This window comes from Pseudomonas sp. MF08875, assembly GCF_059862525.1.
Map to the genome: position 1 here is coordinate 144,303 of NZ_JCBCUW010000005.1, position 17,248 is coordinate 161,550.

Here is a 17,248-nt window from a genome sequence, read left to right on the forward strand (position 1 = left end):
CCAGGCCTATTTCAACGGCTCAGGTACATCCGCGTCGTCAGCAAATACACCGGTAACCCCGACACCAGGATCAGCAGCGCCGCATAGGGTGCGGCGGCGGCGAACTCCACATTCGCCGTATGCGCCCACACCTCGGTGGCCAGGGTGTTGAGCCCGGTGGGGCTGAGCAGCAGGGTCGCGGTGAGCTCTTTCATGGCATCCAGGAACACCAGCGCAAACGCAGCGCCCAGGGCCGGGAAGATGATCGGCAGGGTCACCCGGCAAAACGCGCTGAAGGAGCTGGCGCCAAGGGTGCGTGCGGCTTCCTCCAATTGCGGCGCGGCTTTGTTTAGTGCGGTGCGGATCGGTGCCTGCGCCAAGGGCAGAAACAACAGGGCGTAGGCGATCAGCAGCAAGGCCGACGTCTGATAAAGCACGGGCACGTAATGGAGGGCGAAGAACACCAGGGTCAGTGCGATCACCAGTCCCGGCAGAGCGTGCAGTAGGTACGGCAGGCGTTCGGCCCACAGCGCCAAGGCACCTTTGTAGCGCACCACCAGCAAGCCGACGGGCACCGCCAGCACCAGGCACAGCGCCGCGCCGCCCAGGGACAGGGCCAGGGACGAGAGCAAGGCCTCGCTGATGGCCGCCACGGGAAAGGCCGCCGAAGACCCCACCGCCAACCAATAAGCCAGCATCCCCAGGGGCACACCGCTGCCAATGATCGCCAGTATCAGGCAATAGGCCTGCCCCATCAGTGCCCAGTTGCCCAGGCGCACTTGTTCGCCATGGCGTGCCGCGCCTTGGCCGGTGCGCACGTGGCGGCCCTTGCCGCGTACCCGTAACTCCAGCCCCAGCAGCACCAGGCAGAGGGCGAGCAGCACTGCCGAGAGCATCGCAGCGTTGGCGTTGCTGAACTCCAGTTCAAACTGCTGGTAAATCGCCGTGGTAAAGGTTTGCAGGCCAATGATCGACAGGGCGCCGAACTCCACCAGCATGTGCAGGGCAATCAGCAGTGAGCCGGCCAGCAACGATGGCCAGAGCAGGGGCAAGGTGACACGAAAGAACACTCCCCAGCGGTTTTGCCCCAGGGTGCGGGCGGACTCCTCCAGGGATGGGTCGAGGTTGCGCAGCGTCGCCGCCACCGGCAAAAACACCAGCGGGTACTTGGACAGGGTCATTACGAGAATCGCCCCGCCCAGGCCCTCGAAACTGGCGCTCAAAGATACCCAGGTGAAGCTGCTGACAAACGCCGGTACCGCGAACGGCAAGCACAGGATCACGCCCCACAGGCGTCGCCCAGGTAGGTTGCTGCGCTCCAGCAACCAGGCCAGCGACAGGCCAATGACCCCGCAAGCCATCGTCACGCCAACCATCAGCAGTAAGTTGTTGCTCAGCAGGCGCAGCACATAGGGCCGCCACAGCAGATGCACCGCCTCGGCCCAGCCGGCCTGCCAGGCCTTGAGCCCCACATATAGCAGGGGCAGCAAGCTGAGGCCGATCAGCAGCAACACCGGTAGCAGCAGCCAGATCGAGGGGCGTTTGCGCCCGGGCACATAGTTCGAGCCTTGGGCGCGCGCGCGCAGCGATGTGCCCATCAGTTCAGGCCAACGTCACGTTCCAGGTCCAGGGCTTCTTCGGCGTTGCCCAGGTCCGCCGGGGTGACTTTCGGCGCCTGCAGTTCACTGAACGGCTTGAGCCCGCGATCCGACTCCATGCCTTTGTGCAGCGGATATTCGGCGGTGGTCTGGGTAATCACGCGCTGGCCTTCTTCGCTGACCATGTAGGCGAGCAACTGTTGGGCTTCTTTTGGGTATTTGCTGGACTTGATGACCGCAGCGCTAGACACGGTAATCAGCCCGCCGGCGTCGCCATCGGTGAAGTAGTGCAGTTTGGAGTCGAGCTTGCCTTTTTCCCGTTGCAGGGCGAACCAGTAGTAGTTGTTCACCAGCACGGTGGCGACTTCACCGTTCTCCACGGCTTTGAGCGCCACCATGTTGTTGCTGTAGGTTTTGCCGAAAGCGCGCAGGCCGGTGAGCCATTCTTCGGCCGCGTCCATGCCATGTAATTTGATGATCGCCACCGCTTGTTCCTGGAACGCGCCGCTGGTGGGCACGAAGCCGACTTTGCCCTGCCACTCGGGGTTGGCGAAATCCAGCACGGTTTTGGGCAGGTCTTTTTCGTCGATCAGTTTCGGGTTGAACGCCACCACGCGCACACGAGCGGTCACGCCGATCCAGGTGCCATTGCTCGCCACGTAGTCCTTGGGCAACACGGTGAGTGTGGCGTCGTCGGCTTTGGCCAGCAGGCCTTGTTCACCGAGTTTGTTCAGGGGAGGGGACTCCTCGGTGTAGATCACATCGGCGGGGGAGCGGTCGCCTTCTTCGACGATCTGGCTGGCGAGCTGGTTGCTGCTGCCCTTGCGCACGTTGACGTGAATACCGGTCTTGGCCTCAAACGCCTTGGCCACGGCGTCCCCCACTTCCTTGTGCTGGCCGTTGTAGAGCGTCAGGGTGACCGGGTCGCCAGCCTGGGCGAGTGGTGCGAACAGGGCCAGGCCCAGCAGGGAGAGGATCAAGCCACGTAGAAGGGAGGTTGCACGTCGGGTATATCGAAGCATCATTCGCAGGGTTCCTCGCGGTCGCATTGCAAAAACTTGTAACAATAATAAACGATATTGTTTCTCAAGTGCGGATGGATACCGCTTGACTGCCGAGGAGGGAAATGGGGAGGGCTTGCTGAGGAGGTGTGCGCAGTTTTGCAAATCAAAAAGCCAGAAATGCAAAAACCCGCTTTCGCGGGTTTTTGTGAAACACCAGCGTGAGAGGCTGATGCTTGAATTGGTGCCCAGAAGAAGACTCGAACTTCCACGACCTTGCGGTCACCAGCACCTGAAGCTGGCGTGTCTACCAATTTCACCATCTGGGCAGTATCAACAACATTTTCGCGCTGTTGATGGGGCGAACTATACGGAGAGAGTTTTGATCTGTAAACCCCTGTTTTCGTTTTAATAAACCGAATACTTGGAATGAAATCAAACACTTGGAATGCAAAAACCCGCTTTCGCGGGTTTTTGTGTGAGCTTCAAAGTTGAACTAACCTCAAGCTCTGAATTTGGTGCCCAGAAGAAGACTCGAACTTCCACGACCTTGCGGTCACCAGCACCTGAAGCTGGCGTGTCTACCAATTTCACCATCTGGGCAGTATCGGCAACGGCTACGTCGTCGATGGCGCGCACTATACGGAGGCAGTTTTGAGCTGTAAACCCCTGTTATCAAAAAACCAGCGAAAAATTCGCGAGCGGTCTTCTAATGCGTTTTCTGCGTAGGTCAAAGGGCTTTTAAGGGGCTCTTGGAGTCTGAAATTTCCCGTTTCATTACGCCTATGCCAAACTAACCCGCATATAGACAAGGTGAAAACTCTCTAATGGCCGATTGGCAGTCCCTCGATCCCGAGGCCGCTCGTGAAGCGGAAAAATATGAAAACCCTATTCCTAGCCGTGAACTGATCCTTCAGCACCTTGCTGATCGGGGTTCGCCTGCTAGCCGCGAGCAACTGGTAGAAGAATTCGGCCTGACCACCGAAGACCAGCTCGAAGCCTTGCGCCGCCGCCTGCGTGCCATGGAGCGCGATGCTCAACTGATCTACACGCGCCGTGGCACTTATGCGCCGGTGGACAAGCTCGACCTGATCCTGGGGCGCATCAGCGGCCACCGTGACGGCTTTGGCTTCTTGGTGCCGGATGACGGCAGCGACGACCTGTTCATGAGCCCGGCGCAAATGCGCCTAGTGTTCGATGGTGACCGCGCGTTGGCCCGTGTTTCCGGTCTGGATCGTCGTGGCCGCCGCGAAGGCGTGATCGTCGAAGTGGTGTCCCGTGCCCACGAGACCATCGTCGGTCGCTATTTCGAGGAGGGCGGCATCGGCTTCGTGGTTGCCGATAATCCGAAGATCCAGCAGGAAGTGCTGGTGACTCCGGGTCGCAACGCCAGCGCCAAAGTCGGCCAATTCGTTGAGGTGAAAATCACTCACTGGCCGACGCCACGCTTCCAGCCACAAGGTGATGTGGTGGAAGTGGTGGGCAATTACATGGCGCCCGGCATGGAAATCGATGTCGCGCTGCGTACCTACGACATTCCCCATGTCTGGCCTGAAGCGGTGCTCAAAGAAGCCGCCAAGCTCAAGCCGGAAGTCGAGGAAAAGGACAAAGAGAAGCGCATCGACCTGCGCCACCTGCCATTCGTCACCATCGACGGCGAAGATGCCCGCGACTTCGACGATGCGGTGTACTGCGAAGCCAAGCCGGGCAAGCTGCGCCTGTTCTCCGGCGGCTGGAAGTTGTACGTGGCGATTGCCGACGTTTCCAGCTACGTGAAGATTGGCTCGGCCCTGGACAATGAAGCCCAGGTACGCGGCAACTCGGTGTACTTCCCCGAGCGCGTGATCCCGATGCTGCCGGAGCAACTGTCCAACGGCTTGTGCTCGCTGAACCCGAAAGTCGACCGTTTGGCCATGGTGTGCGAGATGACCATGTCCAAGACCGGCGAAATGACCGATTACCAGTTCTACGAAGCGGTGATCCACTCTCAGGCGCGCCTGACCTACAACAAGGTCAGCACCATCCTGGAACAGCCGAAAACCAGCGAGGCCAAGGCCCTGCGCGGTGAGTACGGCCATGTCGTGCCGCACCTCAAGCAGCTTTATGCGCTGTACAAGGTGCTGCTGGGCGCTCGTCATGTGCGCGGTGCCATCGACTTTGAAACCCAGGAAACCCGAATCATCTTCGGCTCCGAGCGCAAGATCGCGGAAATCACCCCGACCACCCGCAACGATGCCCACAAGCTGATCGAAGAGTGCATGCTGGCGGCCAACGTGGCCACCGCGGAATTCCTCAAAAAGCATGAAATCCCAGCTCTGTACCGGGTGCACGATGGTCCGCCGCCGGAGCGCCTGGAAAAACTGCGCGCTTTCCTGGGTGAACTCGGTTTGTCCCTGCATAAAGGCAAGGACGGCCCATCGCCGAAGGATTACCAGGCACTGTTGGCCAGCATCAAGGATCGTCCGGATTTCCACCTGATCCAGACCGTCATGCTGCGCTCGTTGAGCCAGGCAGTGTATAGCGCTGATAACCAGGGCCACTTCGGCCTGAACTACGAAGCCTATACCCACTTCACCTCGCCGATCCGCCGCTACCCGGACTTGCTCACGCACCGGGCGATCCGCAGCGTGATCCATTCGAAGATGAACACCCCGCACGTCAAGCGCGCCGGTGCCATGAGCATTCCCAAGGCGCGGATCTATCCGTACGACGAAGCGGCCCTGGAGCAACTCGGCGAGCAGTGCTCAATGAGCGAACGCCGTGCCGACGAAGCGACCCGCGACGTTGTGAACTGGCTCAAGTGCGAGTTCATGAAAGACCGCGTGGGCGAGTCGTTCCCGGGGGTCATTACCGCCGTGACCGGTTTCGGTCTGTTCGTCGAGCTGACCGATATCTACGTCGAAGGCCTGGTTCACGTCACGGCATTGCCGGGCGATTACTACCACTTCGATCCTGTGCACCACCGCCTCGCTGGCGAGCGCACCGGCCGTAGCTTCCGCTTGGGTGACACCGTGGAAGTGCGGGTCATGCGCGTCGATTTGGACGAGCGCAAGATCGACTTCGAGATGGCTGAAAAAACCATCAGCGCGCCGATCGGCCGCAAGAAACGGGGTGCAGAAGCAACCGCCCCAGCCGCTAAGACCGCCACCGAACCAGCGCCGGCCAAAACCGGGCGCCGCACTTCGACCAAAGAGAAGGCCAGCGAAGCCTATCGCCCAAGCGATGCGGCGGCGAAAAACGCCGAGTTGCGCAAAAGCCGTGAATTGAAGCAGGCGTTGTTGGCCGAAGCGAAAAGCGGTGGTAAAGCGGCGTCTGGGGGAAAGCCCGCAGCGTCGGACAAGTCGAGCAAACCGAGTAAACACCGTAAGGGCCCGCCCAAGGCAGGCTCGGCCCCGGCTGCGAAAAGCGGCGGGGCGCGCAAACCTAAGGCCAAGTCATGAGTCTGGAAAAAATCTACGGCGTGCATGCCGTGGAAGCGTTGCTGCGTCACCACCCCAAGCGCGTCAAGCAGATCTGGCTGGCCGAAGGCCGCAATGATCCGCGGGTGCAGACCCTGATCGAGCTGGCCAACGAAAACCGCGTTGCGGTCGGCCAGGCCGAGCGTCGCGAGATGGACGCCTGGGTCGAAGGCGTGCACCAGGGCGTGGTCGCGGATGTGAGCCCGAGCCAGGTCTGGGGCGAAGCCATGCTCGATGAGCTCCTGGATCGCACCGAAGGCGCGCCGCTGTTGCTGGTGCTCGACGGTGTGACCGACCCGCACAACCTCGGCGCTTGCCTGCGTTCGGCCGATGCGGCGGGTGCGCTGGCGGTAATTGTGCCCAAGGACAAGTCGGCAACCCTGACGCCGACTGTACGAAAAGTGGCCTGCGGTGCGGCGGAAGTGATCCCGCTAGTGGCCGTGACCAACCTGGCCCGGACGCTGGAAAAGCTCCAGCAGCGCGGCCTGTGGGTCGTGGGCACGGCAGGGGAGGCGGAGGTCAGCATCTATGACCAAGACCTGACCGGCCCGACCATCCTGATTATGGGTGCCGAAGGCAAAGGCATGCGCCGCCTGACCCGCGAACATTGTGACTACCTGGTGAACCTGCCGATGGCGGGCAGCGTCAGCAGCCTCAACGTGTCCGTGGCGACCGGCGTATGCCTGTTCGAGGCCCAGCGCCAGCGCGGCGCGAAAAAAGCCGCCGCTACACGCAAGTAAATCAGCCCTAAGCTGCAAGTTAAGCGTCGATGCGCTTGCAGCTTGTCACTTGCAGCTTGCAGCTTAGAGCCTCCTTCTCTACTATTGCGCCCCTTGCCTTCATGGCAGGCACGCATGTGCCTCACCGTGGCAAGGTCCATAAGTGTCATTCACTCCTTGTCTGACCGCTTTTGAGCGGCAGGCTACAACCCGTAAGGAGCATTCATGCGTCATTACGAAATCATCTTTTTGGTCCACCCGGATCAAAGCGAGCAAGTCGGCGGCATGGTTGAGCGTTACACCAAGCTGATCGAAGAAGACGGCGGCAAAATCCACCGTCTGGAAGATTGGGGCCGTCGTCAACTGGCCTACGCAATCAACAATGTTCACAAGGCTCACTACGTGATGCTGAACGTTGAGTGCACCGGCAAGGCCCTGGCCGAGCTGGAAGACAACTTCCGCTACAACGATGCAGTGATCCGTAACCTGGTCATCCGTCGCGAAGAAGCCGTTACTGGCCAATCCGAGATGCTCAAGGCTGAAGAAAACCGCAGTGAGCGCCGTGAGCGTCGCGACCGTCCTGAGCACGAAGGCGCTGAAAGCGCTGATAGTGATGACAGCGACAACAGCGATAACGCTGACGAGTAATCCACGGACCTTTTAAGGAGCCAATTACATGGCACGTTTCTTCCGTCGTCGTAAATTCTGCCGCTTCACCGCTGAAGACGTGAAAGAGATCGATTACAAAGATCTCAACACTCTGAAAGCCTACGTATCCGAGACCGGCAAAATCGTTCCAAGCCGCATCACCGGTACCAAAGCTCGTTATCAGCGTCAGCTGGCCACCGCTATCAAGCGCGCCCGCTTCCTGGCCCTGCTGGCCTACACCGACAGCCACGGCCGCTGAGACCGGGCAGTCGACACGTAGTAAGGGATTGAATGCATGCGCGCCTTAGCTGAGTTCATCATGCGCGGTCGTGTGCAGGCCACTGCTGTAGTGGCCGGATGTGCTGCATTGCCGCTGTTGTATTGGTTGGGTGCTGCCGCAGGAAGCCTTGTGCTGCTGCGGCGCGGTTTGAAGGATGCCTTGGGCGTCGTTGCCCTGGGATTGCTGCCGGCCTTGTTCTGGTGGCTGTACTCCTCAGATCCTCGCGCACTCATGGTGCTGCTGGGGTCTTCGGGCCTTGCGTTGGTTTTGCGCGCAAGCGAGTCCTGGAACCGCGTGCTGCTGGTCAGCATAGCGATGGGGTTGGTGTTTTCAGTGGTGTTGGGTGCGGCTTTCCGCCCTCAGATCGAAGGCTTGGCGCAGGAATTGATAAAAATCCTGCCGCTGGCCCTCGGGGATCTCTACCAGCAGTTCTCGGTAGAGGAGCGAGCGCGTCTCGCAGCACTGGTGGCACCGGTCCTGACCGGCCTGATTGCGGCATTGTTGCAGGTCGTCAGCTTGTTGAGCCTGATGCTTGGGCGTTATTGGCAGGCGTTGTTGTACAACCCGGGTGGTTTTGGTCGCGAGTTTCGCGCCATCCGAATCCCGCTGGGGCCGGCGATGTTGCTGCTGGCGTGCATGCTTGTGGGGCCGAACTTCGGTTCCCAGATGGCCATGTTGACGCCGTTGTGCAGCGTACCGTTGGTGTTCGCCGGGCTGGCCCTGATGCACGGGCTGGTGGCGCATAAGCGTCTGGCCAAGTTTTGGCTGGTGGGGTTGTACGTAACGCTGTTGCTGTTCATGCAGCTGATCTATCCGTTGCTCGTGGTGTTGGCCATTGTCGACAGCCTGATTGATTTTCGCGGTCGTTTGGCGCCGAAAGACGCCGATAGCGCGAACGGTGAAGGTTAAAAGTTAAGAGGATTTTCACATGCAACTGATCCTTCTGGAAAAAGTCGCCAACCTGGGCAACCTGGGCGACAAAGTAAATGTTAAGGCCGGCTACGGTCGTAACTACCTGCTGCCTTACGGCAAGGCTACCGCTGCGACCGCTGCCAACCTGGCTGCGTTCGAAGAGCGTCGCGCCGAGCTGGAAAAAGCAGCAGCGGACAAGAAAGCTTCGGCTGAAAGCCGTGCTGCCCAACTGGCTGAGCTGGAAGTGACTATCACTGCCACCGCTGGTGACGAAGGCAAGCTGTTCGGTTCGATCGGCACCCACGACATCGCTGATGCACTGACCGCCTCTGGCGTTGAAGTGGCAAAAAGCGAAGTTCGTCTGCCAAACGGCACCATCCGCAACGTTGGCGAATTCGACGTGGCCGTGCACCTGCACGCCGAAGTCGAAGCAACCGTACGCGTTGTTGTGGTGGCTGCTTAAGCAGCACGCAATCGTCTGGCACCTTGTGTGCTGGACGGTTAACATCGGGCACGATCCTGTTTACAGGTCGTGCCTTTTGTTTTTCTGCAGCTTCCGATTTTTCACCACCCCCAATTCCAAGTGGCCATGAACGATATCTCTGTTCCCGAGCAATACGATCTGCAAACCGCTGCCCTGAAGGTCCCGCCCCATTCCATCGAGGCCGAACAGGCTGTGCTCGGTGGTCTGATGCTGGACAACAACGCCTGGGAACGCGTGCTCGATCAAGTCTCGGACGGTGACTTCTATCGCCATGACCACCGCCTGATCTTCCGCGCCATTGCCAAGTTGGCGGACCAGAACTCACCGATAGACGTAGTGACCCTGGCCGAGCAACTGGACAAGGAAGGCCAGAGTGCCCAGGTCGGCGGCCTCGGTTATCTGGGTGAACTGGCGAAAAACACGCCGTCGGTCGCCAACATCAAGGCTTACGCACAGATCGTCCGTCAGCGCGCCACCCTGCGCCAGTTGATCGCCATCAGCACTGAAATCGCTGACAGTGCCTTCAACCCGGAAGGGCGCACCGCCGAGGAGATTCTCGACGAAGCCGAACGGCAGATTTTCCAGATCGCCGAGGCCCGGCCGAAAACCGGTGGCCCGGTCAGCGTCAACGACCTGCTGACCAAGGCCATCGACCGCATCGATACCCTGTTCAACACCGATAACGCCATCACGGGCCTGTCCACCGGTTACACCGACCTCGACGGCATGACCAGTGGCTTGCAGCCTTCGGACCTGATTATCGTCGCCGGTCGTCCGTCCATGGGTAAGACCACGTTCGCGATGAACCTGGTGGAAAACGCCGTGTTGCGCAGCGAGAAGGCGGTTTTGGTGTATTCCCTGGAGATGCCAGGCGAATCGCTGATTATGCGTATGTTGTCGTCCCTGGGGCGGATCGACCAAACCAAGGTCCGCGCCGGTCGCCTGGAAGATGACGACTGGCCGCGCCTGACCTCGGCGGTCAATCTACTCAACGACCGCAAGTTGTTCATCGACGATACCGCCGGCATCAGCCCTTCGGAGATGCGCGCCCGCACCCGGCGCCTGGTGCGTGAGCACGGCGACATCGGCCTCATCATGATCGACTACCTGCAATTGATGCAGATCCCGGGTTCGGGGGGCGACAACCGCACCAACGAAATTTCCGAGATCTCCCGCTCCCTCAAGGCCCTGGCCAAGGAGTTCAACTGCCCGGTGGTGGCCCTGTCCCAGCTCAACCGCTCCCTGGAGCAACGCCCCAACAAGCGCCCGATCAACTCCGACTTGCGTGAATCCGGCGCTATCGAGCAAGACGCCGACGTCATCATGTTCGTGTATCGCGACGAGGTGTATCACCCCGAGACCGAGCACAAGGGCATTGCCGAGATCATCATCGGCAAGCAGCGTAACGGCCCCATCGGCACGGCGCGCTTGGCGTTTATTGGCAAGTACACGCGCTTCGAGAACCTGGCGCCGGGCAGCTACAACTTTGACGACGAGTAACGCCTCTCTCACGGCGCTCGGGTCATGATCCGGCGGATCTGCTCCGAGGTGTAGCCGTAGTCCCAGCGCAGCTCCGTTTCGGCGGGGATGTCCGTGAGGGTGAACAGCACGCTGATCTGCAAGCTCTGCGCCTCCTCTTGGCCACGGCTGGCCTTCACCGCGTAGCTCACCATATGGGCGTTATAGCCTTGGCGGGCCTGGCGGGGCGAGCGGTTCCTGGGGAACTCGAACAGGGTGTTGATACGCGAAAGGATGTTGTCGCCCGACAAGTAATCGCCAGCACGCAAGCGTTCGCGAATCGCCCGTTTGTAAGGGGGCAGGTCTTCCACGTCGATCACAAAGGCATTGTTGCTCTGGTCGGCACGCCACCTGGGGATCAACCGCCCGCCATAAACCCCCAGAATTTCATCCTTGCGCAGGTCCCTGCGGGCCACCACTGTGTGTTGGCCGATCATCACCCGTTCTTGCGGGCTGCGCGCGTCGCTTTCGATAAAAGTGCGCACTTTCAGTTTTTCCTCATAGAGCTGTGCTACCCGTTCATACCCCTCGCGCTCCAGATAAGGCATCACCAGCTCCGTGGCGAAGCGTGGTTCGTCGTTCGGCGGGCGGATCTGGGTGATGTAGAGCGGTCGGTCATAGTTGTCGCGCAGTGGGTAGCGGCCATTGTTGACCCGGTCGTACTCCCCGATCTTGTTGGGTACGCCGTTGGTCGCCGAGCGTTGGCGCATGCGTGCCAGCTCTTGCGTCGTAAACGGCTCGGGCATGAGGTAGTCCGAAGCGGTGTAGAAGGTGCTGCTGCTCGGTTCCACCGCCCGGTAGCGCGAAGGACCGATACCGCCACCCAGCAAGCCGGCGTCTGTGGCGATTTCCCAGCCGCCGTCGGTCTTGGGGCGGATGTAGGGTTTGTAAGCGCGCCAGGGGTTGCGGGCGTCCACCAGTTGCCAGCCGGGGTTGGCGTTACGCACCTGGTAATACAGATTGTTTTCCTGCACGTAATGGTTGTAGCCACCCACATCCCGGCGGGGCTGCTCATAGATATTGTCTTCGCGCAGGGTCAGTCGTGGCGGGGTGGTGGGCACGGCGAACAGTTCATCGAAGCCCCCGCCAGGGCTGGCCGCGGCCGTATCCACCGCAGTGCTCGCTTGCATGTAGGCCACGGCATTTTCCACCCGTTGTTTCACGGTCGCGCGTAGGGCGTCGTGAATGACTCTGGGTTCGACTTGGGCCGTGCCGAACAGGGCGTTGCGATCGGCTTCGGGCAGGGCGCGGGCGAGGGTGGTGAACAGATCGGCGGGCGTCTGGCGTGGGGTATCGGCGACCACATAGGTGCTGGCGCTGCGGGAAAGGGTGAGGGTTTGAGTAGCGGTCTCATCGCCGACGCTACCCAGCAAACGGTTGTTGTGCAGGGCGTCGCGCATCTCCAGGCGCAGGTGCTGGGGCCAGCGGGGCAGTTGCTCCAGGCAAACAAACGCCAGCAGATCGCTGTCGGCGCTGTGCAGGGTGTCGAGGAACAGGCCTTCATAGGGCGCGCGTGCCAGCACCTCTTCGTGGTACTGCAGCGCTTCTTCGTGCATCAGCGGGTTTAGGCTTTCCTCGCGCACCAGGCGTTGCTGCTCAGGGTGGCCGAGGCTGAGGCTGAGGTCTTGCAGGTAGCTTTTGGGCAGGTCGGGCAGCAGTTGGCGCAGGGTTTTTTCGGTCGTGGTCTCCGGTTGCTCGGTGCCCTGGTAGAGCCGCGCGAATAAGGCCTTCTTGTATTCGAGGGCCTCTTCGTGAAGGCGCAAGGCCAGTCGGTCGGGGTTGCTGACGTAGGGCAAGTAGGTGTCGTCAATCAGGGCAAGGTAGGTGTCGGTGTCGAGTTGCTCTTCCAGGCATTGCAGCAATTGGCCGTTGCGCAAGCGGGCCAGCGGCACTTGAATCTCGCGCTCGCCTTGCGGCTCGGCGGCGGGTAGCGCGAGCAGGGTGTTGCCCGACGGGTCGAGCACTTTCACGCTGTGGCTGGCTGGCCATTCGGGCAGCAGGGTCACCAGGTGCAGTTGGATAAAGGGTGACTCAGGCGTCAGAGTTCGCCCTTCGGCCTGCGCCAGGTCGAAACCGTCGATGGCCCGTTCCAGGTTCAGGCGTTTCACGCTGTCGCGCAGCAGCGCGGGCGGGCGCATGCCTTCCTGATGCAACTGGCGCAGCGCGGGTTGGTCGATGCCGCTGATGAGCATGAGCGGCTCTACATCCTCGGCCTGGATATGGGCGGTGGTTGCCCCCAGGCGTTTTATCAACTTGAGGTTGTTCCATTCCTGCGGGCGCTCATGGGGCAGGCGCCAGCCGCCGGCGCCATTACTCAGCAGCGGCGGGCGGTAGGCGTCCGGGTCCTGGGGGTGTAGCAGTTGCCACTGGTTGCTGGCCGTGTCGAGTTGCGCCTGGTAGAGCTGGTCGTCCAGGCGCACATAGTGACTGGCGTTGAACGCGTACAAACCGCGGCTATCGGGGGGCAGGGCGCCGGGCAACTGCAAGGTTTGCCGGTAAGGTGTCAGGTCCGGGTTCCAGAGGCGCCAGTTGCCGTTGCGCAATTTGACGCTGACCAGCTTGGCCACGGCCCCGCCGGCTTTGACCGCGGCCGCCGTAAATACCAGCGATGCGGCTGTATCGGCCACGTCCAGCAGGTCGTTCAGGGCGGCGACACTGTCCCCGCGGCTCCAGAATTCGAACCCGTGGTACACCGAGTGGATGACTTCGGCGGCGGTCACCGCCAGCATCGCTTCGCCGACTACCGGCACGAAGGACAGGGCGAAGAACAACAGCGATTTGCCCAGGTCCTCATAGCCTTGCAGGCGTACTTCGCGGGCGGCCAGATCGGCGTCTGCTGAGGACACGGCGAGCACTTTGGCATCCTCCTTGATCTTGGCGATGTGCAGCGCGGCACTGGCACTCAGCACATCGCCTTGGATCAACTGGCGCGCCACAGGCTCGACGATGCTCGCCGGCTCGTTGATGAGGCGGGGGCCGTTGGGCCAGTGGGTGACCCATCGGTACGTGTGGGGCTTAAGGGTATAGAGGCGGCCGTGGTGGCGCTGGGGCACGAAGCGTTTGAAGAACGTCTCGTAACCCGGCTGTTCCAGGCGGTTGGCCAGCGCATCTTTCAGGGCCTGGAACGACGGGTACTGGTACAAGGGGCCGTAGGGGTCTTGGGGGATGTAGAGCACCTGCTCGGCGTCGATGTGTTTGTCGTAAATCACCAGAATGCCGGGCAGTGGCACGTTGTTGATGGTCAAGTGCGCACAGCGCAGGTCGGGGTGTTCGCCGTTCGCTTGCAGAGTGATTAGCGATTCATACAGGCGTGGGGAGATGACCCCCTTGATCCTGGCGATATGGGCGGCCACCGCTAGGGCGTCCTGCTCGCAGCGGCGTAACACGGTCGCCGCGTCCGGCCCGCTGGTGGCGCTGAGCACGCTGTCCAGGTGCTCCTGGAAGCGCTGGCCCAGGTTCAGGCGTCGGCAGAACCCGGCGAACATGACCGGGGTGACGACGCTTTTTTCCTGTCTGCCGTGTTCGTCGGTGTACAGGCCGGAACCGGTCTCGAACCCGCCATCCTCAGCCTCTGCCGCGTCGAAATTCTGCAGGGCCGCTTCCAGCAGCGATTGTGTGGTGGTTTGCCGGTGGGTCTTTACCAGGCCCAGGATGTGGGTGGTTTTCCATTCGCGCACCAGTGTGGTGCGGTCACTGTCCAGCAGGTCGAGGAACTCCTGGCGCAAGGCGTTCTTGAGCAGTGGGCTGGCAAACTCGACCGGGTTTTGCAGGGGGCTGAGCAGCTCGGCCATGTCATGCCGCGACTGGTTGCTGGCCAGCAGGCTGGTGCGCAGGGCGGCACGCAGGGGCGGTGTGGCTTGCTTGAGCCATGTCGGCAAGTGGTAGTGAATGAAGCGGGCGTGCTGGGGCAGGGCTTTTGCAACGGGAGAGGCGTCGTTCAAGTGGGTCACCGCAGGTCGGAATGAGTGGGCCATCGTTCGGGCCAGACTATTGCTCCGCTGCCTGCGCCTGCGTTGGATATCTAGTGCCATGGGCGGGGCAAAACAGGCGAGTGGGGCGCGAGGCGGTAAAGGCCGACCGTTGCGGTCGGAATTGGTCAAATTTTGTGCTATATTCCGCGCCCGCGATTTTTCATCTCAACACCGGTCACCGTCATGCAAACAGCCAAGCCGTTATTTGACTATCCCAAGTACTGGGCCGAATGCTTCGGTCCAGCGCCATTCCTGCCCATGAGCAGGGAGGAGATGGATCAGCTCGGCTGGGATTCATGCGACATCATCATCGTCACCGGTGATGCCTACGTCGACCATCCGTCCTTTGGCATGGCGATCATCGGCCGGCTCCTGGAATCCCAGGGGTTTCGCGTCGGGATCATTGCCCAGCCCAACTGGCAGTCCAAAGACGACTTCATGAAACTGGGCGAGCCGAACCTGTTCTTCGGCGTCGCGGCCGGCAACATGGACTCGATGATTAACCGCTACACGGCCGACAAGAAAATCCGCTCCGACGACGCCTACACCCCCGGCGGCATGGCGGGCAAGCGGCCGGACCGCGCCAGCCTGGTCTACAGCCAGCGCTGCAAGGAAGCCTACAAGAACGTGCCTATCGTGCTGGGCGGCATCGAGGCTTCGCTGCGCCGCATCGCCCACTACGACTACTGGCAGGACCGGGTGCGCAACTCGATCCTGATCGACGCCAGCGCCGACATCCTGCTGTACGGCAACGCCGAGCGGGCCATTGTCGAAGTTGCCCAGCGCTTGTCCTACGGGCACAAGATCGAAGACATCACCGACGTGCGCGGCACCGCGTTCATCCGCCGTGACACCCCGGCAGGCTGGTACGAGGTGGATTCCACCCGCATCGACCGCCCGGGCCGGGTCGACAAGATCATCAACCCCTACGTCAACACCCAGGACACCCAGGCCTGCGCCATCGAGCAGGAAAAAGGCCCGGTCGAAGACCCGAGCGAAGCCAAGGTTGTGCAGCTGCTGGCCAGCCCGAAGATGACCCGCGACAAGACCGTGATCCGCCTGCCCTCCGTGGAAAAAGTGCGCAACGACGCGGTGCTCTACGCCCACGCCAACCGCGTGCTGCACCTGGAAACCAACCCGGGTAACGCCCGCGCCTTGGTGCAGAAGCATGGCGAAGTGGACGTCTGGTTCAACCCGCCGCCCATTCCCATGACCACCGATGAAATGGACTACGTGTTCGGCATGCCTTACGCCCGCGTTCCGCACCCGGCGTACGGCAAGGAGAAAATCCCCGCCTACGACATGATCCGCTTCTCGGTGAACATCATGCGCGGCTGCTTCGGCGGCTGTACCTTCTGCTCCATCACCGAGCACGAAGGGCGGATCATCCAGAACCGCTCCGAAGAGTCGATCATTCGCGAGATTGAAGAAATTCGCGACAAAGTCCCTGGTTTTACCGGCGTGATCTCCGACCTCGGCGGCCCGACCGCGAACATGTACCGCATCGCCTGCAAGAGCCCGGAAATCGAATCGGCGTGCCGCAAGCCGTCCTGCGTGTTCCCCGGCATCTGCCCGAACCTGAACACCGACCACTCGTCGCTGATCCAGCTGTACCGCAGCGCCCGTGCGTTGCCGGGGGTGAAGAAGATCCTCATCGCCTCGGGGCTGCGCTACGACCTGGCGGTGGAATCGCCCGAGTACGTCAAAGAGCTGGTGACCCACCACGTGGGTGGCTACTTGAAGATCGCCCCGGAACACACCGAGGAAGGGCCGCTCAACCAGATGATGAAACCGGGCATCGGCACCTACGACCGGTTCAAGCGCATGTTCGAGAAGTACACCAAGGAGGCAGGCAAGGAGCAGTACCTGATTCCGTACTTCATCGCCGCCCACCCCGGCACCACCGACGAAGACATGATGAACCTGGCCCTATGGCTCAAGGGCAACGGTTTCCGCGCCGACCAGGTGCAGGCGTTCTACCCCTCGCCCATGGCCACCGCCACCGCCATGTACCACTCGGGCAAGAACCCGCTGCGCAAGGTCACCTACAAGAGCGACAGCGTGACCATCGTCAAGAGCGAGGAACAGCGCCGCTTGCACAAGGCGTTCCTGCGCTACCACGACCCCAAGGGCTGGCCGATGCTGCGCGAAGCCTTGACCCGCATGGGCCGTGCCGACCTGATCGGGCCGGGCAAGAACCAGTTGATCCCGCTGCACCAACCGGCCACCGACAGCTACCAGAGTGCCCGGCGCAAGAACTCCACGCCGGCGGGCAGCCATAAAGTGGCCCAGGAAAAAACCACCAAGATCCTCACCCAGCACACCGGCCTGCCGCCGCGTGCCAGTGACGGCGGCAATGCCTGGGACAAGCGCGAACAGGCCAAGGCCGCCGCGTTCGCCCGCAACCAGCAGGCCGCCAAGGAACGCAAGGACGCGGCCAAGGGCAAGGGCCCCAAACCTGCGCGCAAACCGGTCGTGCCGCGCTAAGCGCCAGCGCCTGTGGATAGAACGCCAGCCTTCGGGCTGGCGTTTTGCGTTGGGGGCATCGCGAGCAGGGCTCGCCACATTTATGTGCGCCTGCCACCTGCACAAATCCTGCATTGCGCGGTTTTGGTGCTGTACTGCGTTGAGCAAATGGAGAAAGCGCCGAGGATGCCGGGTGGCATAACTCTTGCGCGCT

Annotated in this window: 11 protein-coding genes and 2 tRNA genes; 8 read left to right on the plus strand and 5 right to left on the minus strand. The window is 61.4% G+C overall.

Annotated elements, in window-relative coordinates:
- Positions 1-11: 11 nt before the first annotated feature.
- From AC19YT_RS04655 to AC19YT_RS04670, 4 genes are all read right to left on the minus strand, one after another.
- Positions 12-1,577 carry an ABC transporter permease gene (locus AC19YT_RS04655; protein WP_500609833.1) on the minus strand — a complete coding sequence of 522 codons (1,566 nt, stop codon included), beginning with the start codon at positions 1,575-1,577 and terminating at the stop codon, positions 12-14.
- Positions 1,577-2,602, minus strand: a complete 1,026-nt coding sequence (locus tag AC19YT_RS04660; protein ID WP_500609834.1) for an extracellular solute-binding protein — start codon at positions 2,600-2,602, stop codon at positions 1,577-1,579. Before AC19YT_RS04660 ends, AC19YT_RS04655 begins: the two co-directional genes overlap by 1 nt.
- A gap of 218 nt (positions 2,603-2,820) precedes the next feature.
- Positions 2,821-2,907, minus strand: a tRNA-Leu gene (locus AC19YT_RS04665).
- Between the two features lie 187 nt (positions 2,908-3,094).
- Positions 3,095-3,181: transfer RNA gene (locus AC19YT_RS04670), tRNA-Leu, on the minus strand.
- A 224-nt stretch (positions 3,182-3,405) separates the two neighbouring features.
- Between AC19YT_RS04670 and rnr the strand changes: the two genes are divergently transcribed.
- The 7 genes from rnr to dnaB all read left to right on the plus strand — a co-directional run bounded on the left by rnr (position 3,406) and on the right by dnaB (position 10,579).
- Positions 3,406-6,018, plus strand: a complete 2,613-nt coding sequence (rnr, locus tag AC19YT_RS04675) for a ribonuclease R (protein WP_500609835.1) — start codon at positions 3,406-3,408, stop codon at positions 6,016-6,018.
- Complete coding sequence (gene rlmB, locus AC19YT_RS04680) at positions 6,015-6,776, plus strand: 23S rRNA (guanosine(2251)-2'-O)-methyltransferase RlmB (RefSeq protein WP_095109364.1); 762 nt, start codon at positions 6,015-6,017, stop codon at positions 6,774-6,776. Before rnr ends, rlmB begins: the two co-directional genes overlap by 4 nt.
- A 204-nt stretch (positions 6,777-6,980) precedes the next feature.
- Positions 6,981-7,403, plus strand: coding sequence for a 30S ribosomal protein S6 (gene rpsF, locus AC19YT_RS04685; RefSeq protein WP_003217491.1), 423 nt, complete (start codon positions 6,981-6,983; stop codon positions 7,401-7,403).
- Between the two features lie 28 nt (positions 7,404-7,431).
- Complete coding sequence (gene rpsR / locus AC19YT_RS04690; protein WP_002551829.1) at positions 7,432-7,662, plus strand: 30S ribosomal protein S18; 231 nt, start codon at positions 7,432-7,434, stop codon at positions 7,660-7,662.
- A gap of 36 nt (positions 7,663-7,698) precedes the next feature.
- A complete protein-coding gene (locus AC19YT_RS04695) occupies positions 7,699-8,592 on the plus strand; it encodes a YybS family protein (protein WP_095109365.1) in 894 nt (297 codons plus the stop codon).
- A gap of 19 nt (positions 8,593-8,611) precedes the next feature.
- Complete coding sequence (gene rplI, locus AC19YT_RS04700; RefSeq protein WP_027617542.1) at positions 8,612-9,058, plus strand: 50S ribosomal protein L9; 447 nt, start codon at positions 8,612-8,614, stop codon at positions 9,056-9,058.
- A gap of 126 nt (positions 9,059-9,184) precedes the next feature.
- Entirely contained in the window at positions 9,185-10,579 is a 1,395-nt protein-coding gene (gene dnaB, locus AC19YT_RS04705; protein WP_095109516.1) for a replicative DNA helicase, read from the plus strand.
- Between the two features lie 8 nt (positions 10,580-10,587).
- On the opposite strand, the gene AC19YT_RS04710 is transcribed toward dnaB, so the two are convergent.
- A complete protein-coding gene (locus AC19YT_RS04710; RefSeq protein WP_500609836.1) occupies positions 10,588-14,571 on the minus strand; it encodes a dermonecrotic toxin domain-containing protein in 3,984 nt (1,327 codons plus the stop codon).
- Positions 14,572-14,751: 180 nt separating this feature from the next.
- Between AC19YT_RS04710 and AC19YT_RS04715 the strand changes: the two genes are divergently transcribed.
- On the plus strand, positions 14,752-17,055 hold the full coding sequence (locus tag AC19YT_RS04715; RefSeq protein WP_095109367.1) for a YgiQ family radical SAM protein: 2,304 nt from the start codon (positions 14,752-14,754) through the stop codon (positions 17,053-17,055).
- Positions 17,056-17,248: the final 193 nt, after the last annotated feature.

Coding starts and splice junctions, on each gene's coding strand:
- AC19YT_RS04655 (WP_500609833.1), bottom strand. CDS start 1,577: ATGGGCACATCGCTGCGCGCGCGCGCCCAAGGCTCGAACTATGTGCCC.
- AC19YT_RS04660 (WP_500609834.1), bottom strand. CDS start 2,602: ATGATGCTTCGATATACCCGACGTGCAACCTCCCTTCTACGTGGCTTG.
- rnr (WP_500609835.1), top strand. CDS start 3,406: ATGGCCGATTGGCAGTCCCTCGATCCCGAGGCCGCTCGTGAAGCGGAA.
- rlmB (WP_095109364.1), top strand. CDS start 6,015: ATGAGTCTGGAAAAAATCTACGGCGTGCATGCCGTGGAAGCGTTGCTG.
- rpsF (WP_003217491.1), top strand. CDS start 6,981: ATGCGTCATTACGAAATCATCTTTTTGGTCCACCCGGATCAAAGCGAG.
- rpsR (WP_002551829.1), top strand. CDS start 7,432: ATGGCACGTTTCTTCCGTCGTCGTAAATTCTGCCGCTTCACCGCTGAA.
- AC19YT_RS04695 (WP_095109365.1), top strand. CDS start 7,699: ATGCGCGCCTTAGCTGAGTTCATCATGCGCGGTCGTGTGCAGGCCACT.
- rplI (WP_027617542.1), top strand. CDS start 8,612: ATGCAACTGATCCTTCTGGAAAAAGTCGCCAACCTGGGCAACCTGGGC.
- dnaB (WP_095109516.1), top strand. CDS start 9,185: ATGAACGATATCTCTGTTCCCGAGCAATACGATCTGCAAACCGCTGCC.
- AC19YT_RS04710 (WP_500609836.1), bottom strand. CDS start 14,571: ATGGCCCACTCATTCCGACCTGCGGTGACCCACTTGAACGACGCCTCT.
- AC19YT_RS04715 (WP_095109367.1), top strand. CDS start 14,752: ATGCAAACAGCCAAGCCGTTATTTGACTATCCCAAGTACTGGGCCGAA.